At 59.8% G+C, this 22,192-nt stretch carries 19 protein-coding genes; 3 read left to right on the forward strand and 16 right to left on the reverse strand.

Annotated elements, in window-relative coordinates; genetic code table 11:
- The 16 genes from HFK74_RS06740 to HFK74_RS06815 form a co-directional block, all read right to left on the reverse strand.
- A complete protein-coding gene (locus tag HFK74_RS06740; RefSeq protein ID WP_180203301.1) occupies window positions 1–1,206 on the reverse strand; it encodes a PAS domain-containing sensor histidine kinase in 1,206 nt (401 codons plus the stop codon).
- Window positions 1,207–1,336: 130 nt separating this feature from the next.
- Window positions 1,337–2,812, reverse strand: a complete 1,476-nt coding sequence (locus tag HFK74_RS06745) for a sigma-54 dependent transcriptional regulator (protein ID WP_008058586.1) — start codon at window positions 2,810–2,812, stop codon at window positions 1,337–1,339.
- 173 nt (window positions 2,813–2,985) lie between these two features.
- On the reverse strand, window positions 2,986–3,282 hold the full coding sequence (gene fliT / locus HFK74_RS06750; RefSeq protein ID WP_180202855.1) for a flagellar protein FliT: 297 nt from the start codon (window positions 3,280–3,282) through the stop codon (window positions 2,986–2,988).
- Between the two features lie 24 nt (window positions 3,283–3,306).
- A complete protein-coding gene (gene fliS / locus HFK74_RS06755; protein ID WP_180202856.1) occupies window positions 3,307–3,696 on the reverse strand; it encodes a flagellar export chaperone FliS in 390 nt (129 codons plus the stop codon).
- Window positions 3,697–3,809: 113 nt separating this feature from the next.
- A complete protein-coding gene (fliD, locus tag HFK74_RS06760; protein ID WP_180202857.1) occupies window positions 3,810–5,174 on the reverse strand; it encodes a flagellar filament capping protein FliD in 1,365 nt (454 codons plus the stop codon).
- 81 nt (window positions 5,175–5,255) lie between these two features.
- Window positions 5,256–5,600 (reverse strand): flagellar protein FlaG, encoded by a 345-nt coding sequence (locus HFK74_RS06765; RefSeq protein ID WP_180202858.1) that lies wholly within the window; start codon window positions 5,598–5,600, stop codon window positions 5,256–5,258.
- A 73-nt stretch (window positions 5,601–5,673) separates the two neighbouring features.
- Window positions 5,674–7,395 (reverse strand): flagellin, encoded by a 1,722-nt coding sequence (locus HFK74_RS06770; protein WP_180202859.1) that lies wholly within the window; start codon window positions 7,393–7,395, stop codon window positions 5,674–5,676.
- 241 nt (window positions 7,396–7,636) lie between these two features.
- Window positions 7,637–8,563: a ketoacyl-ACP synthase III gene (locus tag HFK74_RS06775; RefSeq protein WP_020796943.1), complete on the reverse strand. Its 927-nt coding sequence runs from the start codon at window positions 8,561–8,563 to the stop codon at window positions 7,637–7,639.
- Between the two features lie 350 nt (window positions 8,564–8,913).
- Window positions 8,914–10,503, reverse strand: coding sequence for a flagellar hook-associated protein 3 (locus HFK74_RS06780; protein WP_180202860.1), 1,590 nt, complete (start codon window positions 10,501–10,503; stop codon window positions 8,914–8,916).
- Window positions 10,504–10,517: 14 nt separating this feature from the next.
- Window positions 10,518–12,542: a flagellar hook-associated protein FlgK gene (gene flgK / locus HFK74_RS06785; protein WP_180202861.1), complete on the reverse strand. Its 2,025-nt coding sequence runs from the start codon at window positions 12,540–12,542 to the stop codon at window positions 10,518–10,520.
- Between the two features lie 17 nt (window positions 12,543–12,559).
- The gene (gene flgJ, locus HFK74_RS06790) at window positions 12,560–13,843 is read right to left on the reverse strand and encodes a flagellar assembly peptidoglycan hydrolase FlgJ (RefSeq protein WP_180202862.1); all 1,284 of its coding nucleotides are present in this window, start codon (window positions 13,841–13,843) and stop codon (window positions 12,560–12,562) included.
- An 11-nt stretch (window positions 13,844–13,854) separates the two neighbouring features.
- Window positions 13,855–14,928 (reverse strand): flagellar basal body P-ring protein FlgI, encoded by a 1,074-nt coding sequence (locus tag HFK74_RS06795; protein WP_180203302.1) that lies wholly within the window; start codon window positions 14,926–14,928, stop codon window positions 13,855–13,857.
- A gap of 42 nt (window positions 14,929–14,970) precedes the next feature.
- Window positions 14,971–15,675 carry a flagellar basal body L-ring protein FlgH gene (gene flgH / locus HFK74_RS06800; RefSeq protein WP_180202863.1) on the reverse strand — a complete coding sequence of 235 codons (705 nt, stop codon included), beginning with the start codon at window positions 15,673–15,675 and terminating at the stop codon, window positions 14,971–14,973.
- 52 nt (window positions 15,676–15,727) lie between these two features.
- Entirely contained in the window at window positions 15,728–16,513 is a 786-nt protein-coding gene (gene flgG, locus HFK74_RS06805) for a flagellar basal-body rod protein FlgG (protein ID WP_008055493.1), read from the reverse strand.
- 45 nt (window positions 16,514–16,558) lie between these two features.
- Window positions 16,559–17,299, reverse strand: a complete 741-nt coding sequence (locus tag HFK74_RS06810) for a flagellar basal body rod protein FlgF (RefSeq protein ID WP_180202864.1) — start codon at window positions 17,297–17,299, stop codon at window positions 16,559–16,561.
- Between the two features lie 305 nt (window positions 17,300–17,604).
- Window positions 17,605–19,167, reverse strand: coding sequence for a sigma-54-dependent transcriptional regulator (locus HFK74_RS06815; RefSeq protein ID WP_180202865.1), 1,563 nt, complete (start codon window positions 19,165–19,167; stop codon window positions 17,605–17,607).
- Window positions 19,168–19,519: 352 nt separating this feature from the next.
- Here HFK74_RS06815 and phhA point away from each other — a divergent pair, with 352 nt between their 5' ends.
- The 3 genes from phhA (at window position 19,520) to HFK74_RS06830 (ending at window position 21,965) form a co-directional block, all read left to right on the forward strand.
- Complete coding sequence (gene phhA / locus HFK74_RS06820; protein ID WP_180202866.1) at window positions 19,520–20,311, forward strand: phenylalanine 4-monooxygenase; 792 nt, start codon at window positions 19,520–19,522, stop codon at window positions 20,309–20,311.
- 104 nt (window positions 20,312–20,415) lie between these two features.
- Window positions 20,416–20,772: a 4a-hydroxytetrahydrobiopterin dehydratase gene (locus tag HFK74_RS06825; RefSeq protein WP_008055502.1), complete on the forward strand. Its 357-nt coding sequence runs from the start codon at window positions 20,416–20,418 to the stop codon at window positions 20,770–20,772.
- Window positions 20,769–21,965, forward strand: coding sequence for an amino acid aminotransferase (locus tag HFK74_RS06830; protein WP_180203303.1), 1,197 nt, complete (start codon window positions 20,769–20,771; stop codon window positions 21,963–21,965). Before HFK74_RS06825 ends, HFK74_RS06830 begins: the two co-directional genes overlap by 4 nt.
- The last annotated feature ends 227 nt before the right edge of the window (window positions 21,966–22,192 follow it).

A 22,192-nucleotide genomic window follows, 5' to 3' on the forward strand; every position in this document is an offset into this window, starting at 1 on the left:
TCACTCCACTCCCTGGGTGCCGGGTTTTTCACTGTCAAAAAGCGGCAGGAGCACCTGCGCACAGGTGCCGCGACCGATCCGCGAGCGCAACCGCAACTCGCCCTGGTGCGCCCGCGCGACCGCCTTGACCACGGTCAGGCCCAGGCCGGTCCCGGTGGCCTTGGTGGTAAAAAACGGCTCCCCCAGACGCGCCAGCACCGCACCGTCGATACCACTGCCGCTGTCGCTGACGCACAACCGCAGGTTGTTGCCACGGGTGTACAGGTGCACCTTCAAGCGCACATCGGCGGCGCTGGCCTGAATGGCGTTCTCGATCAGATTGAGGACCGCACCGACCAGGGTGTCGCGATTGCACAGCAGTTCGCCGGCATGGGCATCGCATTGCCAGCGAATCGGCAGGTCCTGCACATGCGTCAAGGCCGCCGCCTGCAGGGATTGCATCAGCTGCGCCGGCGTCACACGGTCGGTCAACGGCAGTTCGCCGCGGGCAAACACCAGCATGTCGCGCACCTGATGCTCCAGCTCATGCAAGCGCTCCTTGAGCCGACCGGCAAAGCGTTGCTGGGTGTCCACCGGCAGCGCCTGCTCGGTCAAGTGACTGGCGTAGAGCAAGGCTGCGGATAACGGCGTGCGAATCTGATGCGCCAGCGACGCCACCATGCGCCCCAGGGAAGACAGGCGCTCGTGGCGCGCCAGTTGATCTTGCAGATGACGGGTCTCGGTCAGGTCGTTGAGCAGCACCAGCTGCCCGGGTTCGGCATCCAGCGAACGCGTGGCAATCGACAGGCGCCGACCATCCTTGAGGGAGACTTCATGACCGTCGTCTTCACGGGGTGCAAAGCAACGGGCAATGACCACCCGCCACAGCTCACCTTCGAGGGGCAGGCCGAGCAGTTCGCACGCCGCCGGGTTGGCTTCGCGCACGATACCCTGGGCGTCAATGACGATGATGCCACCAGGCAAAAGGTCGAGCAGATGTTGCAGGCGATTGGCCAGGCGCTCTTTCTCCGCCAGTTCCTGCATGCGCTGGGCGCTGACCACCGCCAACTCCCCCTTGAGCTCGGTCACCCGGGCTTCGAGCATGCTGTAGGAGGAGGTCAATTGGCTCGACATCTGGTTGAACAGGGCAAACGCCTGCTCAAGGCCAAGCCGGCTCGCCTGCTCTACCGACGACGATTGCCCCAGGGCATCTGGAGCAGGAGACATCTTGGCGGATGGGGGCATGGCGTGCTCTCTCGCTTGGCTGACCGTCAGTGAAACGGAACGTTGCGAGGGATGTAGCAATACCCGTGCCTAAAAAAAACCGCTTGAAAATGAACTAGTTGAAAAACAGGCGTCAATCATCCGCCTGCTCATCTCCGTCACGCCTGCTCATGCCGTACTTGCGCATTTTCTCCACCAGCGTGGTACGGCGGATGCGCAGGCGTTCGGCGGCGCGCGCGACAATGCCGTTGGCGTCATCCAGCGCCTGCTGGATCAGGCCTTGCTCCAGGCCACCCAGGTAATCCTTCAGGTCCAGGCCTTCAGGCGGCAGCATGGCGTGAGTGGTGAAGTCCGGGGTATGGCCGTTGATTGCCACCCGCTCTTCGAGATCACTGCGCAGGGTGTCGACCATTTGCTCGTCTTCGTCGTCGACGTAGCGGAATTTCTTCGGAAGCTCGACCACGCCGATCACCCCGTACGGATGCATGATCGCCATGCGCTCCACCAGGTTGGCCAGCTCGCGGACGTTGCCCGGCCAACCGTGACGGCACAGCGACATGATGGCCGCGGAGTTGAAGCGGATCGAACCGCGCTTCTCGTGCTCCATGCGCGAGATCAACTCGTTCATCAGCAACGGAATGTCTTCGACACGTTCGCGCAGCGGCGCCATCTCGATCGGGAACACGTTCAGGCGGTAGTACAGGTCTTCGCGGAAGGTGCCGATCTCGATCATGCTTTCGAGATTCTTGTGGGTCGCCGCGATGATGCGCACATCGACGCTCTGGGTCTTGTTGCTGCCCACGCGCTCAAACGTACGCTCCTGCAACACGCGCAGCAGCTTGACCTGCATCGGCAGTGGCATGTCGCCGATTTCGTCGAGGAACAGCGTGCCGCCATTGGCCAGCTCGAAACGCCCGGCGCGGCTAGTGATCGCTCCGGTGAACGCGCCCTTCTCATGGCCGAACAATTCGCTTTCCAGCAGCTCGGCCGGAATCGCCCCGCAATTGACCGGCACGAACGGTGCCTCGCGGCGCTTGGAGTGGTAATGCAGGTTGCGCGCGACCACTTCCTTGCCGGTCCCGGACTCACCGAGGATCAGCACGCTGGCATCGGTGTCGGCCACTTGCTGCATCATCTGGCGCACATGCTGGATCGCCCGGCTGGTGCCGACGAGGCTGCGGAACAGATTGGGTTCGCGATGCCGACCGCGCTCGCGGGCCTGGTCGTACATCTCGCGATAGACCTGGGCACGGTGCAGCGAATCGAGCAACTTGCTGTAGCTGGGTGGCATTTCGAGGGTCGAAAGCACACGGCGACGCTGGTCTTCCGGCAGGTCGATGGAAGAATTATCGCCCATCAGCAAAATCGGAAGGAACTCATCCCATGTCGAGAGTGTCTTAAGCAAGCCCTGAAGCGAGCCCGGAGCATTGACCGTCCCGATGAGGACACAGATCACTTCACGACTAGACGACAAAGAGACGACAGCCTGCTGCCAGTCGTGGCTACCGCAGGGTAAATTTTCTTCGCCAAGAAAATTTAAAATCACCGCCAGGTCGCGGCGGCGGACGCTATCGTCATCGATCAGCAGAATTTTGGTTTCACGCCACATGCAATCGTAACTTCCCTAGTCGACCCGGTGCCCGAAATGAGTGGGCAAGCTAGACGCTTGCAGACCGTTAATGCCTGTAGACGCCTGAAATCTGGAAACAGCCACTAGTAAAGTCAAAAAACCGTTCACAGTCAAATTTATGGCGCAACAAGCACGGATTAAGCAGCAATTAATTAACCAAACAGATGGTAAACCTTTGCGGCGCTCTTCGCTTGGTTGATCTGCGACATCTCATCGACTATTGCCTGACGCTCGCCCATCGTCACCGTCAATAAATCTTTGTACACCGCCAGCAGGCTCTCCAGATTGGCGCGCAGCGCTTCTTCGTCGATGGGGGCCTCAGCGAGCACTTCGTCGACGCATTCGCGGCAGGCCGAATCCAGCTCACCGATTGCATCCCAGTTACGCTCGGCCAGCGCATAGATCAGCGCTTCGCGGGTTTGTTCGATCCGTTGCAGTGCTTGGCTCATGGCATCACCCTCAGACCTTCAGGCCTATTGCGGCGCAATCGCGTCCCAACCACTTTTCAAGGTGGTCAGCAGGCGGACGACTTCGTCGATGATTTCTGGATCGCTGCTGACGTTTGCCTTCAGCAGTTGCGAGTTCATGTACTCATACAAACTGTCCAGTTGCTGAATCGAGGCCGGATCTTCAGCCTTCTCTTCATGCAGGCCCTGGCGCAGACCGGTGATGATGTCGATTGACTTGGTGATCATCAGGCACTTTTGCGCGATATCACCGCGAGCGATCGCACCTTTTGCTTGCGCCAGGCGATCGAGGCCGCCTTCATACAGCATCTGGATCAGACGATGAGGGCTGGCCTCGGAGATCTGCGCGTGGGAGTTGACCTTCTGGTACGCGCGAAGGGCTTTCATCGGATTCATGTTTCTACCTCGTTACCGGCCGCAGTCGGACACTGCTCAATATCAAGTTTGTCGACTGCGTCACGAAAAACTTTAATCCGGGCCCGCAGGCCCAGGTCCCCACCCACGATTAATTAATCCGATTTCGGATTATTCAGCGAGTTGAGGGTGGTCATGATGCTGGAGCTGCTGGCGTTGAGCTGGGCGATCAGGGTGTCCATGGCCGTGTACTTGGCGGTCAGGGAGGTCTGCAGGCTTTCCATGCGTCGATCCAGCTCTGCCTGCTGGGTGGTGAGGTCGGTCAACTTTTCGTTGAGGTCGGTCACCCGGCCAGCCAGCGAACCGGTCGTGCCGACATACGAGGCCGTCGCCTTGGTCATGCGGGTCACCAGGCCAGTATCACCGGTAAACATCTTGGCAATATCACTGGCGCCCTTGACCACCGCTTTGTCCCATGTCTTGTCATCCAGGCTCAGCAGACCGGTTTTCTGGTCGGTGGTAATGCCCATCTGTGCCAGGCTGCTGATCGTACCCGCACCCGAACCACTCACCAGCTCGCTACGCAGATTGTTGACCAACTGACGCATCGATGCATCACCGGTCAAGGCGCCCGCGGTGGTGGTCGATGCGTCGCCGGTGGCGGTGACCTTGGTCTGGGTATTGATGCTGGTCATCAACGCGTTGTAGGCCGTGACGAAGGACTGGACCGAGGTTTTCAGCGTGTCGGTGTTGCTCGCCACGCTGATGGTGATCGATTTGTCCTTGTCCTTGGCCAACAGTTCCAGTGACACCCCGCTGATGGCGGAAGTGACATTGTTGCTGGTGGACTCCATCGCGATACCGTCGATGGTGTACTTGGCATTTTGCGCTGGCGTCCCCGCGTCATAACCCTGGGCCAGTTCCGAGTCACCACTGAGGGTGATGTCGGTGTCCACGCCCGTGGTATTCGAGCCGATCACCAGGCGCGCGCCGTTCGCATCGCTCAAGACGTTGGCACTGATGCCCTGGGCCGAAAGCTGGGTATTAATCGATTCACGCACTTCCTGCAGGGTCGCACCACCAGGCACCAGTACGTCGTAGCTCTTGCCCGACTGGTTGATGGTCAAGGTCTGCGCTTCATCGGTGGAGTTGGCAGAACCCGAAGCCCCACCCGTGAACACCTTGCTGGTGACTTTCGACGACGTCGCCAGCTCGTTGACGACCACCACGTACTTGCCGCTGGAGGCGCCATCACCCAGGGTGACCTTGACATTTTTATCTTCGGACGAAGTAGCAGCCAGGCCGTTGAACGCGGCCACGTTGTTCAACTTGGCGATTGCCGCCTGGTAAGCCTCCAGCGCACTTTTCACCGCGCCGACAGCCGACAATTGAATCGTCGTGGTTTTTTGCTGATCGGTGATCTGGGCTTGTTTAGGCGCCTTTTCAGCCCCCACCAATGCCTTGACGATGGCTTGGGTGTCGTAGCCTGAACCCGGGCCGGAAATCGTTGAACTTGCCATGGGTGTTCTCCTTGTCCTGTGGCTGCCGCTTTATTGGCGAATACTGCCGTAGCGGCAGTCAGAAACACATTTCATGCCAGCTCAGGCTTTGGTATCAAACAGCAGGCTGCTGGCATCACTCAGGTTTTGCGCAAGCTTGAGCGCCGTCTCCGATGGAATCTGTCGGATCACTTCACCACTTTCGGTGGCAACCACCTTGACCACGACCATGCCGGTCGAGTCATCGATGGAAAAATCGAGGTTGCGCTGAGTCGACTGAACGAACTCGCGAATATCGGTTACCGCTTTTTCCAGCGCCACACGCTGGCTTTCTTCAGCTGCTGCCGGCTCTTTCTCAACCACAGGCGGTGCCTGAGTGGCAGAGGTATGGGTGGCCTGGGTTGTACCAGCAGGGTAATGCGCGTTCAGCTTGATGCTCATATCCATGTCATCACCTCAAAACTGAAAAAAACGAAAGGGCACGTAAACGCGCCCTTCCGTTATTCAACCGATACCGGGATTACTGAAGCAGCTTCAGAACAGCGGATGGCAGTTGGTTAGCCTGGGACAGGATCGCGGTGGAAGCCTGTTGCAGGGTTTGTTGCTTGGTCAGCTCAGCCGCTTCAGAAGCGAAGTCAGCGTCTTCTACACGGCCTTTGGCGGCGGTGGAGTTCTGCGAAATGCTCTGCAGGTTGGCTACGGTGCTGGCGAAACGGTTTTGTACCGCACCCAGCTGGGAACGCTGGCTGTCGATCTGCTGCAGGGCGCCGTCCAGTGCCTGAATGGCCTGCTGCGAAGAAGCGGCACTCAGGATGTTCAGGTCGGAAACGCTGGTTTCCATGGTGGTGGCTTTCTTGGTGCCATTGGCAGCAACAGTGGTCAGACCCAGTGCAGCCAGACCAGTACCGGCGCTGCCGTCTTTGACAGTGATGTCTTTGTCGGCGAACAGGTTCAAGGTGCCGTCAGCGTTTTTGCTGGCCATTACGCCGGTGCTGGCGCTGTTGATCGAAGCAACGATCGCGTCAGAGGTATCACCTTTCTTGAACTTGACTTCAACGCCGTTCAGGTCGATCGAAGTATCTGCGGTCAGTTTGGCTTGAGTGGTACCAGCCGACAGACCCAATTGCGACAGCGAGCCGCTGGAGGTGTTAGCCAGCTTGATATCGGCGCCATTACCCGAGGTCAGCTTGATACGACCGTCAGCGAGTTCAGCCTTAGCACCATTAGCAGTGCCGCCCGCAGCGGTTTCGAGGGCCGTCAGAACGGTCGCCAAGGTGTCAGTGGCAGCCCAAGTCACAGCAGTGCCGTTGACAGTGATGCCGCCGGTTGCGTCCATGGTGCTGGCGGTGGTGGTCGGTACAGCTGCTTGAGTACCAGCAGCCAGGCCGAGCGAGGTCAAGCCGGCAGTGGCTGCACCATTGGCAGAGGCAGCAAGAGTAATGTCACTCTTCGACGTCAGGGTCACCTTGCCAGCAGCATCGGAGCGAGCAGTAACACCGGTCTGAGCTGTTACTTTGTTGATCTCAGTTACAGCAGCAGGACCAGCAAGAGCCGCGGTACCAGCGGCGGTCAATTTAACTGTAACGCCGTTGATAACCAGCTCGTCGGTAGCAAGGGTAGCACCAGGGCCCGTGCCTGCCACAGTGGCCTTATCGCCCAATACGGAACCGGTAGCAGTAGCTGCCAGGCCTTTCATCGCGGTACTGTCAACCGAAGCTTCGCTGTAGTTACCTTTCAGCGCAGTCGAGCTGATGTCGGTCATACCGAACGAAATGGTTTCGTTGGCGTTGGCGCCGATCTGGAAGCCTACGTTGCTAAACGAACCATCCAGCAGGTTACGACCACCGAAGGTGGTGGTGCTGGCGATACGGTTCAGTTCGCCGACTTTAGCGGTGAATTCTTGTTGCAGGGAAACACGGTCAGCGTCGGATTTATCACCGTTCGCCGCTTGCAGGGCGAGTTCACGCAGACGCTGCAGGGTGTTGGTGGATTCCTGCATGGCGCCTTCAGCGGTCTGGGCGATCGAAACACCGTTGTTGGCGTTAGCGATGGCAACGTTCAGGCCTTTGACCTGGTTGTTCAGACGGTTGGCGATCTGCATGCCAGCAGCGTCGTCTTTGGCGCTGTTGATTTTCAGGCCGGAAGACAGACGATTCATCGAGTTGCTCAGGGCATCGGAAGCCTTGTTCAGGTTTTTCTGAACGCCCAGGGAGGTGATGTTGGTATTAACAGATAAAGCCATGACGAATTCCTCGTTGGTTGGGTGCTGCGGCTTCCGGCCCTGGCAACCGCCGGGTGTGGCCTAGAGAACCTTCGTAATAGTTATCGTCGTGAAAGCAGGTTGCTTGAGCGCTTTTTTGAATATTTTTACTAGCACCGTGCCATCCCTTGCATTTCAAGGCCTTGGATCCACGCCCAAAATGCAAAAACGCCCATGACCTTGCGGCCATGGGCGTTTTTTTTGGCGTTATTTAACTGACGCGTCAGGTGCGATGGATCAGCGCCGAGCCCCAGGACAGGCCCACACCAAAACCACTGATCGCTACGCGCTTCCAGCTGGAGTCGAACATGTGCTTTTCCAGCAACAGCGGAATGCTCGAAGACACGGTGTTGCCGGTCTCGACCATGTCCTTGATGAACTTCTCCGGCTCGCTCTCAAAGCGGCGCGCCACGGCATCGACGATGGCCGCACTGCCCTGGTGAATGCAGAAGGCATCGATGTCCTGGGACGTGAGGCCTGACTGATTGAGCAATTCGTGCAAGTGCGCCGGCACCTTGAGCAGGGCGAAGTTGAACACCTGACGCCCGTTCATGAAGAACACACCGTCAGTCACCTTCAGATGCGGAGCACCGGAGCCGTCGGTGCCGAACTTGGCCTTGCCCAGCTGCCAGATGGCGTCTTCGCCCATCCAGGTGGCGGTGGCGGCATCACCGAACAGCATGGTGGTGTTGCGGTCTTCCGGGTCGACGATCTTCGAATACGGGTCTGCGGTGATCAGCAGGCCGTTTTTCAGCCCGGCAGCTTCCATGAAGCCCTTGATTGCATAGATACCGTAGACGTAACCGGAGCACCCCAGGGAGATGTCGAAAGCGGCGACGTTGGTCGACAGGCCCAGTTTGTCCTGGACGATCGCCGACGTGTGCGGCAGGCCTTCTTCGTCGCCGTTCTGGGTGACGACGATCAGCACGTCGATGGATTGACGGTCGAGCTGAGGGTTGTTGGCGAACAACGCATTGGCCGCTTCGACACACAGGTCCGAGGTTTCCTGTTCAACGTCCTTGCGCGGCAGGAACGCCGAACCGATTTTCCCGAGGATGAACTCTTCATCCTTCTCGAACTTCGCACCCTGAGCATAGTTATCCAGCCCACTCGCTGGCACGTAGCTGGCAATGCTTTTTATGCCAATCATTGTGGCTTCCCAATACTAGATAGCTGGAGATCACCGCTCGCATGACCGAACGGTACGACAATACTGGATTTCACCGAGCGAAAAAAATACGGCACAGACGCTCCAGAAACCCTGAAAACACGCCTGGCAAGGGTCGACCCCCTGCCCATCCTTTTTGACACAATACAGTGAAGATGCACTTCATGACTCGCAGGTCACGCATTATGCGTGCCTTGCGCAAAACATCCAGCCACAAACAAGCGCTCAACCGCCTGAAGGAGGACGAAAAATACACCAGTGAGCGGGTCGAAAAGCAAATTACAGACAGACGAGGCGTTGCCGGCATCAGAGATACCGGCAATCGAAGGGGATCAAAGCTTGTTGAACAGGCTCAACTGGGCAATCTTCACGAAGGCCAGTTGTGAGGCTTGCAACAACGATTGCTGAAAAGCCAGGTCTATGGAGGCCGTCGCCACATCGGTGTTACCAATGGCGGCCTGAGTGCTGCTATTCGACAATCCCAGACTGATGTTTTCAGAGGTCTGGATATCGACCGAGTTCAGGCGTGCGCCAATCGCGCCGCGTACGGTCAGCACCTGTTCGCTGGCATTGGCCAGGTTGCTGACGGCCGAATTCAATGCATCCTTGAGCTTGATCTGTGCCAGGTCGTTGCCATCGGAAGGGGTTTCCAGCGTCTGGCGCAACTGACTCAACGTGTCGAGGGCACTCTGGGTCTGATGGCTGCTGGCACCCACCACGAACTGATCGTCCGCCCCCGGGGCGCCAGTGAAATCAAGCTTCACCCCCGCTACCGTGATCGATCCCCCCGCTAACACACCCTCGGCGATCGACTTGCTGTCTGCGCCCATAGGCTGGGCATACACTTTGTAATTGGTAGCGTCGGTAAATTTAATGACCACGCCACTGTTGGGGAATCCGCTGACGTAAGCCGCCTGGTCAGTCACGCCAGAACCCGTGACCTGAGCCGTCGAGCCATTGCTCGGGGTGCGGGAGGCATTGAAGGAGTCAGGCTTGGTGCCCAATGAGAAAATATGGTCCTTGACCTCTGCGTCGGGCGTCATCGGCAGGTTGGTCACCGGATCCAGGGGCGCTTTGAGTCGCAGCGTGATATCGAACTCCACACCGCGCAGGCTGATGGTCGAACCACCTTCTTTCTTCGAATCGAAAGTACCGTTACCGGAAACTTCGGCAGTGACGTCATTACCGTCTTTATCCGCGATGGTGTAGTGCGTACTGTCCACGAACTTCAGCTCGTAGGGTTCACCGGCAGCAAAGTCCTTGGTGTACGCCGCGCTCGACTTCAACAACCCTGCCGATACCGAAACAGTCCCGTCGTTGGGTTTCGACGGATCGAGTACGGCCTGGGTACGCCCGGAGTTGATCGCCGATTCGAGGACGCTTTTACCGGTGTCATTGGTGGCGATGGACAAGGTATCCGACACCTGCAGGCTCAACTGGGTATCGTCGCCCTGATACGAGTAGGTGCCGTCGTTGTTGCGCACGTAAGGCGGCGTCGAGGTTTTCGAGCCGGAAAACATGTAGTTGCCTGCCGAATCCTTGCTGTTGAGCAAACTCAACACGTTGGCTTCAATCTCGCCCAACTCTTCGGCAATCGATTTGCGGTCGGCGTCGCTCTTGCTGCCATCACCGGCACTCAGGGCCAACTCACGAGCACGCTGCAGCGCCGTGTTGACGCCATCGAGCACGCTCTCTTCGTTCATCAGCGAATTCTTGATACTGCCCATGTTGTTGCTGTACTGCCCCAACATCTCCTTCTGCTGCTGCAACATCAGCAACTGCGCAGCACCGACAGGATCATCACCGGCACTCTGGATCCGCACGCCCGACGTGATCTGCTCCTGAGTCTTCACAATCGAGGAGAAGTTGTTCTGGTACTTGGCCGCACTCGTCTCAAAGTACTGGGCTGTAGAAATTCGCATCGTCGAAGACTCCCTTAAAGACTGTTGATCAGCGTGCTGAACGTTTCTTGCGCGGCCTTGATAATCTGCGACGACGCGGTGTAGTACTGCTGGAACTTGAGAAGGTCGGCGGCTTCGTCGTCCAGGTTGACCTGGGACACCGACGCGACCTCGGATTTGGCCCGGGACAGGATCGCGCCACTGGCGGTGCTGTCACCCAGGGCCTGGCTGGCCTTTGCGCCCACCTGTTCGACCAGGCGGCTGTAGGCGGTGGTCATGCTCATCCCGGCGTTGCCGCCCGTCACACCCACCGTTGCCTTGGTTTGCAAAGCCAACAACTGATTGGCGTTGCTATTGTCTTTCTTGCCGTCCGCGTTGAACGCGATTTCGTACTTGTCATTCTTCGACGGCGAGCCACTGACCGTGGTGTTGAACGAGAACGACTGGCCGGGGATCGGAGCACCTGAGGCATCAAGCATCGGCACATTGATGGTCAGGTCATTGCTTTGGCCAGGCACGATGGTGCCCGTGCCGATGCTCTGCCCTTTCGCGTTGAACACTTCGTAGGCTTGACTGCCACCCGCCGCATCCTTGAAGGCCAGGGTCACTGGCATCGAGTCCTTGATGCCTGCCTGCAGCGCGGCCAGATCGGCACCGCCATAGATATCCAACGGGGTGGACAGCACCGGCGGGGTCAATGCGCCGGTGCCGCCATTGCTCGTGCTGCCGGTGGCAACCAGAGGGCCGGCAAACGCGAGCTTGTTCGAGTCGGTCATCTGGGTCTTGATGGAACTCGCGGCGTTGCGAGTCGGCGTCACCTTGAACGAATCACCCGCACTGAGACCACCACCGTTCAGGTCCAGCTTGAAACCATCGATTTCTGCTGCCGGGGACAGGTCGAAAGAGCCCATGTCCTTGCCGTCGGAACGCTTGACCGTGTACTTGTCGGCCGCGGTAAAGGTGACCGAATAATCGAAGGTGGTCAGTGCGCTGGAATTGGTGATCGTGACATCCAGGTTGCCCGAACCGGTACTGTTGTTCGACGACCCCAGGCTACGCTGGCTGATCGCGGTGGCGCTGTTGATGTTGGAGAACAGCGAAGCACCAAACTCGCCATTGGCGTCGAGCCCTTGGCCCAATTGGCTATTGATCTTGTCAGCCATCACCAGGGCAGTTCGGCCCAGGTCGTTCTGCGCCGGCACCAGCACATCGTCACGATAACGCAGCAGGCCGCCAATCTTGCCGCCGCTGATGACCGAGGTGACGTCACTGGTTTTAGACGGCGAGTTGAGCTGAATATTCAGCTGGCTTTTGTCGATGCCGGTGCGGGCGGTCGAAAGGGTGTTGGACGTGTTGCCCAGCACCAGGGGCTGGCCGTTCCCCAGGGAGACGTTGTAACTGCCGTTCTGATCCTGGACCGTGACTCCCACCAACTCGTTGAGCGAGCGCACCGCTTCATTGCGCGCATCGAGCAAGTTGCTCGGGCCACTGCCGGAAGAAGTGCTGGCCTGGGCGATCTGCTGGTTCAACGAAGCGATCGACGCCGTCAGCTGGTTGACCTGTCCGGTCAAGGTCGTCAACTGGCTGTTGATCCCTTCGTTCTGTTGCGTCATCTGTGACGCCAGGGCGTTGAAGCGATTACTCAGGGTTTGCGCATTGGTCAGCAGCAGCTGCCGGGCGGCCGTGTCGCTCGGTGTACCGGCGGCCGTCTGGACCGAAGTGAAGAAGCTGCTCAACACCGCACTGATCCCCGTGTTCTTGTCGGAGAAGAGCTTGTCGAGCGGGTTCACCTGATCGAGGTAGGCGTTGGCATCACTGCTCAGTGATGTGGAGGTCTGCAACTGGTTATCGAGGTAGGCGTTATAGACCCGACGCACATCGGCCAGGGTTGTACCGCTGCCGATGAACACGCCGCCATACAGGTTCGACGCGTTGCTCACCTGAGTGGTCTGCTGACGTGAATAGCCGGCCGTGTTGGCATTGGCAATGTTGTTGCCGACGGTCGCCAGTGAAACCTGGCTGGCATTGAGCCCCGACATTCCGATGTTGAGCAAACTCATGGTTCAGACCCTTATGTCTATAAAGGCGTTGTGGAAACGCCCGCCGCAGCGTAGTTCTGATAACTCGTCATCTGCCTGGCTATCTGCGAAATCTTGCTGGCGTAAGCCGGGTCGGTTGCGTAACCGGCCTTTTGCAGCTCGCGCACAAACTGTTCCGGGTTATCGGCCGACTTCACTACATCTTGATAGCGATTATTGGTTTGCAGCAGCGTGACAAGGTCATGGAAGCTGTCCTTGTAGGAGTCGTAGGAACGGAACTCGGCCGTCTCCTTGACCATCTCGCCATTCCTGAATTCGCTGGTGATCGCCCGCGCCGAATCACCCTTCCAACTGCTGCCGGCCTTGATGCCGAACAGGTTGTGACTGCTGCTGCCGTCCTGGGCGCGCATGACCGATTTGCCCCAACCGGTTTCCAGGGCGGCCTGGGCCACCAGGTAGCGCGGATCGACGCCAATGCGATCGGCCGCTTCCTTGGCCATCGGCAGCATGGTATTGACGAATTCGTCGGCGCTGCCGAAGGCTTTTTTCGCCGGCGCCAACGGGATCTGCGCGATGGCGCGACCGTGAATCTGCAGGGATCCGCTTTGCGCTGCCTGGGCATTGGCCAGCCAGTCGCCGTTGTACAAGGGTCCAGAACCGTTGCTCGCGACGCGTTCGGGCAATGGCGCCTTGTTGACCGCGCCAGCATTGTTCGACGTGGCGGAAGGCACCAGACCCGCGAGCAGGCGGTCGGCCAGCTTCGGCGGCAAGGCCAGGCGTCGCTGATTGATCAGCGCCATGTCATTGCGATGCGCGCCCTCGCCTGTCGGCGCACTGACCGAGCGCGAAGCCCACAATGGGCGTTCGCCATTGACCCGCGACAGCGGCCCGAAGAGCGCCGTTGTGCCGGCGGCCACCGGGGTTTGCGCAGCGGCTTTGGCGGCCTCCTGCTTGGCGGCGGACAACGTTGCCGCCTCACCCGGCGCCAGCGGCTTGTTCTTCGACATCTGGCGCATCAGCACGTCCGCCAGGCCAATACCGCCGCCCTCGCGGGACATGGAAACCGCCAGTTGCTGGTCGTACATTTCCTGGTACTGCTTGGCCTCCGCGGTGTTCATCGGATTGTCCTTGCCCAGGGACTCGGTGGCCGAACGCATCGACTTGAGCATCTCGCCAAGGAACAGCGACTCGAATTCCTGCGCCACCTTGCGCATGTTGGCGTCGCTGTTCTTGTCGCCGACCTTGAGCTGGTTCAGCCGGTTCAGGTCGGAAAACGCACCGGAATCGCTACTGCTGACCCGACCGCTCTTGAACATGTCCATGGTCGCCGTCCTCAGATCACGATCAGGTCGGCTTGCAAGGCGCCAGCCTGTTTCAGCGCTTCAAGAATCGCCATCAGGTCGCCCGGTGCCGCGCCGACCTGGTTCACCGCACGCACGATTTCGTCGAGGGTGGTGCCCGGGCCGAACTTGAACATCGGCTTGGCTTCCTGCTCGGCGTTCACCCGCGAGCGCGGCACGACCGCCGTCTGGCCATTGGACAGAGGGCCTGGCTGGCTGACGATAGGGTCTTCGGTAATGGTCACGGTCAGGCTGCCGTGGGTGACGGCGGCCGGGGAAACCTTGACGTTCTGGCCGATCACGATGGTGCCGGTGCGCGAGTTGATGATGACCTTGGCCACCGCCTGCCCCGGATCGATCTCGAGGTTTTCCAGGATCGACAGGTAATCGACACGCTGGCTCGGATCCAGCGGCGCCGTGACGCGCACCGACCCGCCGTCGATGGCCTGGGCCACGCCTGGGCCGAGCATGTCGTTGATCTTGTCGACGATGCGCTTGGCCGTGGTGAAGTCGGAACGGTTGAGGTTCAGGGTCAGGCTGTTGCCCTGGTTGAAACCGCTCGGCACCGCTCGCTCGACCGAGGCACCGCCCGGGATGCGGCCGGCCGATGGCACGTTGACCGTGATCTTCGAACCATCGCGACCTTCGGCATCGAAACCGCCGACCACCAGGTTGCCCTGGGCCACGGCGTAGACGTTGCCGTCGATACCCTTGAGCGGCGTCAGCAGCAAGGTGCCGCCGCGCAGGCTCTTGGAGTTACCGATGGATGAAACGGTGATGTCGACCTGCTGCCCCGGCTTGGCGAACGCTGGCAAGTCAGCACTGATCGAGACCGCCGCGACGTTCTTCAACTGCACGTTGCCCGAACCCGGCGGCACCTTGATGCCGAACTGCGAGAGCATGTTGTTGAAGGTCTGCAGGGTGAACGGAGTTTGCGTCGTCTGGTCGCCCGTGCCGTTAAGCCCGACCACCAGGCCGTAGCCGATCAATTGGTTGGAGCGCACGCCGGAAATGCTGGCGATGTCCTTCAGGCGCTCGGCTTGAGCGTTGAAGGCTGCTGACAGCATCAGGGCAGCAACGAAGAGATTTCTGAAATTCAACGCGACCACCTAGAAAGGGAACAGCGGGCTGAGGAAGAAACGGTCGAACCAGCCCGGCTGACTCGCATCGGCAAAGGAACCGGTGCCCGAGTAGGTGATGCGCGCATCGGCGACGCGGGTCGACGACACGGTGTTGTCGGTGGAGATATCGTCCGCCCGGACCAAGCCGGCAATCCGCACCAGTTCGTCGCCGGTATTGAGCGTCAGCCATTTCTCGCCGCGCACGGCGATGATGCCATTGGGCAAGACGTCCGCCACCGTCACGGTGATCGAACCGGTCAGGCTGTTGCCCTGCCCGGCCTTGCTGTCGCCCTTGGTCGCGCGGTCGCCTTCATAGCTGGCGCTCAGGCTCAGGTCGTTGCTGCCAAACGGGTTGTTGGTGGTGGCGCTGCTACCGAACAGCGAGGTCAGGCCGATGCCGGTCTTGCTGTTCTTGCCAATTTGCGAGTTGGCGTTCTTGCTGGCCTGGGTTTTCTCGTTCAGGGTGATGGTGATGATGTCACCCACCCGGAACGCCTTGCGGTCGCTGTACAGGTTCTGCTCGAAACCGGCCTGGTAGATCGAGCCGTTGTTGGCCGCAGCCGGCAACGGCGTGCGCGGCAACACCGGGGCGTAGTAAGGGTCATTGGGCTTGGGCGTCACAGGCACACAGCCTGCGAGCGCAGCGAGAGCAGCAATCCCACTCAATGCCAGAACAGAGACGAAGCGATTCATGACCCTACCTCACGGTGTTGCAGGCGACCGCGTGGCCGCCCCATAGACTTGATTACAGATTCTGCGTTACGAACGAGAGCATCTGGTCGGCGGTGGAGATCACCTTGGAGTTCATCTCGTAGGCGCGCTGCGTGGTGATCATGTTGACCATCTCTTCAACGGTGCTTACGTTGGAAGTTTCCAGGGTGTTCTGCAGCGTGGTGCCGAAACCGGCCAGGCCCGGCGTGCCGACTTGCGGCGCGCCACTGGCGGCGGTTTCCAGGAACAGGTTGTTGCCCACGGCCTGCAAGCCGGCCGGGTTGATGAAGTCGGCGGTCTGCAGGTTGCCGATCACCTGGGAGGCCGGGTTGCCGGCGACGGTGATGGACACGGTGCCGTCCTTGCCCACGGTGAAGGTCTGGGCGTCGTTCGGAATCACGATCGCCGGTTCCAGGGCAAAGCCACTGGCGTTGACGATCTGGCCGTTGGAGTCCAGGTGGAAGGTACCGTCACGGGTGTAGGACGTGGTGCCGTCCGGTTGCAGGATCTGGAAGAAGCCACGACCGTCGATGGCCATGTCCAGGGGTTGCTCGGTGGTTTGCAGGCTGCCGGCGTTGAAGTTTTTCTGGGTGCCGACAATACGCACACCGGTACCCAGTTGCAGGCCCGACGGCAGTTCGCTGTCCTGGGTCGACTGGGCACCTGGCTGACGCTTGATCTGGTAGAGCAGGTCCTGGAACTCGGCGCGGTCACGCTTGAAACCCGTGGTCGACACGTTGGCCAGGTTGTTGGAAATGGTGGTCAGGTTGGTGTCCTGGGCGGACAGACCGGTTTTGGCAACCCATAGAGCCGGAAGCATTCAATTCTCCTCGTGCGCCTGTTTTACGGCGCGACGTTCTGGTAATTAGCTGATCTGCAAGACCCGAGCCATGGCCTGGTCGTCTTCTTTGGCGGTATTCATCATCTTGATGTGCAGTTCGAACTGCTTCGACAGGGCCAGCACCTGAGTCATCTCGTCCACCGCATTGACGTTGCTCGACTCGAGGAAACCGGACACCAGCTTGACGTTGGCATCGGCTTGCGCAGGCTGGCCGTCCTTGGTGTGGATCGAACCGTCCAGGCCCTTGGTCATGTTCTTGATGTCCGGGTTGACCAGCTTGATGCGGTCGACTTCCGCCATGACGCGAGGGCCTTCGCCCATCGCGCGGATGCTGATGGTGCCGTCCTCGCCCACTTCGATCTGCTGCTCGGGCGGCACGGCAATCGGTCCGCCATTGCCGATCACCGGCATGCCGTTGCCAGCCCGCAGCACGCCTAGGGCGTCCACCACCAGGCTGCCGGTACGCACATAGCTTTCGCCGCCATCAGGGTTCTGCACCGCCAGCCAGCCGTTGCCTTGCACGGCGACGTCGAGGTCGCGGCCGGTTTCTACCAGCGAGCCCGGGGAGAAGTCGGTGGCCGGGCGTTCGGACAGGGCAAACGCACGCGCCGGAAAGCTGTCGCCGAACACCGGCATCGAGCGCGCCTGCTCCAGGTCTTTCTGGAAACCGTTGGTAGAGATGTTCGCCAGGTTGTTGGCATGAGCCTTTTGCGCCAGTGCGTTCTGGCTGGCACCGGTCATTGCCACATAAAGGTACTTGTCCACACGCTTTCCTCTGCCTGCCGGACGTTTGCCGCCCGATGCTGTACTGACGTGGCATAAGCAATTTGCAGACCAAGTTGTTTTTGGCGGCGCGAGGCCCGGCAAATACAGGACTTGAAGGGATTTACAGGGGATTGGGGGATTGTGTCAGAGACGAAAAACCGGCGGTGTCATGCCGCTTCGCGGCAACAGTCGCTGCCGTCGATCGTTCCCACGCTCTGCGTGGGAATGCAGCCCGGGACGCTCCGCGTCCCAAGAGCGGACGCAGAGCGTCCATTGAGGCGTTACCACGCAGAGCGTGGGAACGATCAGTTATCAAGGTTTTTGCCCACCTCATAGTCACGCAACTTGTTGGCAATGGTGGTATGCGAAACCCCCAGTCGCTTGCCCAGTTGCCGACTGCTCGGATGCTCGGAATACAAACGCTCCAGCACCGCTTTCTCAAAGCGCCCGACAATCTCGTCCAGCCCACCCTCCAGGGAAAAATCGCCAAGTGGCTGACGCACGCCATAATCCGGCAGGCGAATATGCTCGGCCTTGACCGTCCCGCCATCACACAGGGAAACCGCCTGGAACAGCACGTTTTCCAACTGCCGTACGTTGCCCGGCCAATGGTAATGGCTGAGCCGGTCCATGGCCGCTGGCGCAAGTTTTGGCAGCGGGCAACCGATCTGCCGGCTGGCCTGATCGAGAAAATGCTCCACCAGCGGCGTCAAGCCGTCGAGGCATTCGCGCAGCGGCGGGATATGCAACGACAGCACGTTCAAACGGTGATACAGGTCCTGGCGAAACTCCCCGCGGGCACAGAGCTCGGACAGGTCGACCTGGGTCGCGCAGATCACCCGCACATCGAGGTAAACCTCCTCATCGCTGCCGACGCGACGGAAGCAGCCATCCTGCAGGAAGCGCAGCAGCTTCACCTGCAGGCGCGGGCTCATTTCCCCGACACCATCGAGAAACAGCGTACCGCCCGCCGTCAACTCCAGCAGCCCGAGCTTACCCTCGGCCCGGGCCCCCTCGAAGGCACCCGGGCCGTAGCCGAACAGCTCGGTCTCGGCCATGGATTCCGGCAGGCCGGCGCAGTTGAGCGCCATCAGCGGCGATTGCCCGCGCGGGCTGGCCAGGTGGCAGGCGCGCGCCAACAACTCTTTACCGGTACCGGTTTCGCCTTCTATCAATAGCGGTGCATCGAGCGGCGCCATGCGCCGGGCTTCGCGCACCACCGCCGCCATCACCTTCGAGCTTTGGAAGATGCTGTCGAAGCCGCGCAACTCCTGCTTGCGTACGTTATAGATGCGCTCGCCCACCCGATCGGCGCGATGCAGGGTCAGCACCGCCCCGGCCATGGCTTCGCTGTCGTCATGCTCCGATTGCAGTGGCGCAATGTCGGCCAGGAACACATCGCCCTTGACCTTGACCCGCAGCCCGTTGATCCGCGATTTGTTGGCGCGCACCAGTTCCGGCAAGTCGAAATCCTCGGCATAACGCGACAAGGGAATCCCCGGCACTTCATCCACCCGCACGCCCAGCAACTGCGCCGCCGCGCGATTGGCCGCGACGATCGAGCCTCCCATATCGATCGACAGCACCGGAAACTCCAGTGCGCCGAGCAACGCATTGAGCTCCATGTGCCGCCGTTCGCTGGGCATCAGCCCTACGCGCTTGACCCCGAACACCCCGGCAATCGCCTCGAATTTCGGGCGCAGCGCCTGGAACTGAATATTGATGAGGTTCGGGCAGTGCAGGTAAATGGCATTGCCATGTTCACCACCCACTTCGCCTCGGGCGACGTTGATGCCGTACTCGACCAACAGGTTGAGAATGTCGCGCAGGATGCCGATGCGGTTCTGGCAGTGGACTTTGATACGCATATGAACGACCTGATAAACGATGATTGACCTGTGGGAGCCAGCCTGCTGGCGATGGCGTCGTCGAATGACACACCGCTATCGCCAGCAGGCTGACTCCCACAGGGTTAGCGCCCGACTTTTCTGATTCGGCGCTCAGATAGTCGTCAAGATTATGTGACAGCTGAAGGGCTTTTCCCACCCGCCAATCTCAACATCTGCGCGATTACTCCCCATACGTAACGAAAACTTTACGATTTTGCCGCGCTTTTCCCGCGCAGGTCGCGCTTCACCGGCTGCAAGAATGCAATTGTTGGGGTATTTCTAGGTCCATAGCAGTACATAACAAGAACGAATCCCCTAGCAGGAGAGCAGCATGAAGCAGACGCAATACGTGGCTCGTGAGCCCGATGCGCAAGGTTTTATCGACTACACCGCCGAAGAACACGCGGTGTGGAACACGCTGATCACTCGCCAACTGAAAGTGATCGAAGGGCGTGCGTGCCAGGAATACCTGGACGGCATCGAAAAACTCGGTCTGCCCCACGACCGCATTCCGCAACTGGGCGAGATCAACAAGGTCCTCGGTGAAACCACCGGCTGGCAAGTCGCCCGCGTTCCGGCGCTGATTCCCTTCCAGACCTTTTTTGAATTGCTCGCCAGCAAGCAGTTTCCAGTGGCTACCTTCATTCGTACCCGCGAAGAGCTGGATTACCTGCAAGAGCCGGACATTTTCCACGAAATCTTCGGCCACTGCCCATTGCTGACCAACCCCTGGTTCGCTGAATTCACCCACACCTACGGCAAGCTCGGCCTGCAGGCTTCCAAGGAAGAACGCGTGTACCTGGCGCGCCTGTACTGGATGACCATCGAATTCGGCCTGCTCGACACCCCGCAAGGCCAGCGCATCTACGGTGGCGGTATCCTGTCTTCACCGAAAGAAACCGTGTATTGCCTGTCGGATGAGCCTGAGCATCAGGCATTCAATCCGCTGGAGTGCATGCGCACGCCTTACCGCATCGACATCCTGCAACCGCTGTATTTCGTGCTGCCCAACCTCAAGCGCCTGTTCGACCTGGCCCACGAAGACATCATGGGCATGGTCAAGCAAGCGATGCAGATGGGTCTGCATGCGCCGAAATTTCCGCCAAAACCAAAAGCCGCGTGAACCGCAGCTTTTAGAATCAAGTGAGCCTGTCCGGAACCGACGCTTTGCTTTAGCGTGGTGACATTGACGGCCGAATTCCAATAATACGATTTCAGGAACCCATCATGACCGCACTTACCCAAGCCCACTGCGAAGCCTGCCGCGCCGATGCCCCACAAGTCAGCGACGAAGAACTGCCGATCCTGATCAAGCAGATCCCCGACTGGAACATCGAAGTTCGCGACGGCATCATGCAGCTGGAAAAGGTTTTCCTGTTCAAGAACTTCAAGCACGCCCTGGCGTTCACCAACGCCGTCGGTGAAATCTCCGAGGCCGAAGGCCATCACCCAGGCCTTTTGACCGAGTGGGGCAAAGTCACCGTGACCTGGTGGAGCCACTCCATCAAGGGCCTGCACCGCAATGACTTCATCATGGCGGCGCGTACGGACGAAGTAGCCAAGGACGCCGAGGGCCGCAAATAATGCATTTCGACGCCATCGGCCGGGTGCCCGGCGACCCGATCCTCGGCCTGATGGAGGCCTATGCGCAGGACCCCAACCCGCGCAAATTCGACTTGGGCGTGGGTGTCTATAAAGACGCCCAGGGCCTGACCTCGATTCCCCAGGCCGTGAAACTCGCCGAGGCGCGACTGGTGGATCGCCAGACCACCAAGACCTACATCGGCGGGCATGGCGACCCGGCCTTCGGCAAGGTCATCAACGAGTTGGTGCTCGGCGCCGACTCGAAGCTGATCAGCTCACAACGCGCCGGCGCCACCCAGACCCCGGGCGGCACCGGGGCGCTGCGCTTGAGTGCGGACTTCATCGCCCAGTGCCTGCCGGGCCGTGGCGTCTGGCTGAGCAACCCGACCTGGCCGATCCACGAAACGATTTTCGCCGCGGCCAAGGTCAAGGTCAGCCATTACCCGTACGTGGGCAGCGACAACCACCTGGACGTCGATGCGATGCTCGCCGTGCTCAACGAAGCCCCCAAGGGCGACGTGGTGCTGCTGCACGCCTGCTGCCACAACCCGACCGGCTTCGATCTGTCCCATGACGACTGGCGCCGGGTGCTGGAGGTGGTGCGTCGGCGCGAGTTGCTGCCGCTGATCGATTTCGCCTACCAGGGCTTCGGCGACGGCCTGGAGCAGGACGCGTGGTCGACTCGACTGTTTGCCGCCGAGTTGCCGGAAGTCCTGATCACCAGCTCCTGCTCGAAGAACTTCGGCCTGTACCGCGACCGCACCGGTGCGCTGATTGTCTGCGCGAAATCCGCGGACAAGCTGACCGACATCCGCAGCCAACTGGCCAACATCGCCCGCAATCTGTGGTCGACGCCGCCGGATCACGGCGCTGCCGTGGTGGCGACCATCCTCGGCGACCCGGAACTGAAAAACCTCTGGGCCGACGAAGTGGACACCATGCGCTTGCGCATCGCGCAACTGCGCAGCGGTTTGCTCGAAGCGCTGGAGGATTACGGTTTGCGTGAGCGCTTTGCGCACATTGGCGTGCAGCGCGGGATGTTTTCCTACACCGGTTTGTCACCGGAGCAGGTCAAGCAACTGCGCGATCATCACAGTGTGTACATGGTCAGCTCGGGGCGGGCGAACGTTGCCGGGATAGATGCAACGCGTCTTGATCTGTTGGCCGAGGCGATTGCCAAGGTCTGCAAATAACCTCAAGCACGCTGTAGCCCCCTGTGGGAGCGAGCCTGCTCGCGATGGAGTGTCAGTCGAAACAATTGCGCCTGATACACCATCGCGAGCAGGCTCGCTCCCACATTGGTTTTTGTCGCCCCTCCAGATTTGTATAGACAACCCCATTCGTCGAAACAAATGGATATAAAAGTCTGTTTGTCATTTCTCGTGCTGTATCCTGCCCAGGCTTTTTTGAAAGCGCGGAT

The organism is Pseudomonas sp. SbOxS1, assembly GCF_013416725.1.
In the GTDB taxonomy this organism is placed as follows: Bacteria; Pseudomonadota; Gammaproteobacteria; order Pseudomonadales; family Pseudomonadaceae; genus Aquipseudomonas.

What these genes read in the sequence shown, in the direction of transcription:
- HFK74_RS06740 (WP_180203301.1), bottom strand. Translation starts at nt 1,206, where the DNA reads ATGTCTCCTGCTCCAGATGCCCTGGGGCAATCGTCGTCGGTAGAGCAG.
- HFK74_RS06745 (WP_008058586.1), bottom strand. Translation starts at nt 2,812, where the DNA reads ATGTGGCGTGAAACCAAAATTCTGCTGATCGATGACGATAGCGTCCGC.
- fliT (WP_180202855.1), bottom strand. Translation starts at nt 3,282, where the DNA reads ATGAGCCAAGCACTGCAACGGATCGAACAAACCCGCGAAGCGCTGATC.
- fliS (WP_180202856.1), bottom strand. Translation starts at nt 3,696, where the DNA reads ATGAATCCGATGAAAGCCCTTCGCGCGTACCAGAAGGTCAACTCCCAC.
- fliD (WP_180202857.1), bottom strand. Translation starts at nt 5,174, where the DNA reads ATGGCAAGTTCAACGATTTCCGGCCCGGGTTCAGGCTACGACACCCAA.
- HFK74_RS06765 (WP_180202858.1), bottom strand. Translation starts at nt 5,600, where the DNA reads ATGGATATGAGCATCAAGCTGAACGCGCATTACCCTGCTGGTACAACC.
- HFK74_RS06770 (WP_180202859.1), bottom strand. Translation starts at nt 7,395, where the DNA reads ATGGCTTTATCTGTTAATACCAACATCACCTCCCTGGGCGTTCAGAAA.
- HFK74_RS06775 (WP_020796943.1), bottom strand. Translation starts at nt 8,563, where the DNA reads ATGATTGGCATAAAAAGCATTGCCAGCTACGTGCCAGCGAGTGGGCTG.
- HFK74_RS06780 (WP_180202860.1), bottom strand. Translation starts at nt 10,503, where the DNA reads ATGCGAATTTCTACAGCCCAGTACTTTGAGACGAGTGCGGCCAAGTAC.
- flgK (WP_180202861.1), bottom strand. Translation starts at nt 12,542, where the DNA reads ATGAGTTTGCTCAACATCGGAATGTCGGGGCTCAATGCCAGCCAGGTT.
- flgJ (WP_180202862.1), bottom strand. Translation starts at nt 13,843, where the DNA reads ATGGACATGTTCAAGAGCGGTCGGGTCAGCAGTAGCGATTCCGGTGCG.
- HFK74_RS06795 (WP_180203302.1), bottom strand. Translation starts at nt 14,928, where the DNA reads ATGCTGTCAGCAGCCTTCAACGCTCAAGCCGAGCGCCTGAAGGACATC.
- flgH (WP_180202863.1), bottom strand. Translation starts at nt 15,675, where the DNA reads ATGAATCGCTTCGTCTCTGTTCTGGCATTGAGTGGGATTGCTGCTCTC.
- flgG (WP_008055493.1), bottom strand. Translation starts at nt 16,513, where the DNA reads ATGCTTCCGGCTCTATGGGTTGCCAAAACCGGTCTGTCCGCCCAGGAC.
- HFK74_RS06815 (WP_180202865.1), bottom strand. Translation starts at nt 19,167, where the DNA reads ATGCGTATCAAAGTCCACTGCCAGAACCGCATCGGCATCCTGCGCGAC.
- phhA (WP_180202866.1), top strand. Translation starts at nt 19,520, where the DNA reads ATGAAGCAGACGCAATACGTGGCTCGTGAGCCCGATGCGCAAGGTTTT.
- HFK74_RS06825 (WP_008055502.1), top strand. Translation starts at nt 20,416, where the DNA reads ATGACCGCACTTACCCAAGCCCACTGCGAAGCCTGCCGCGCCGATGCC.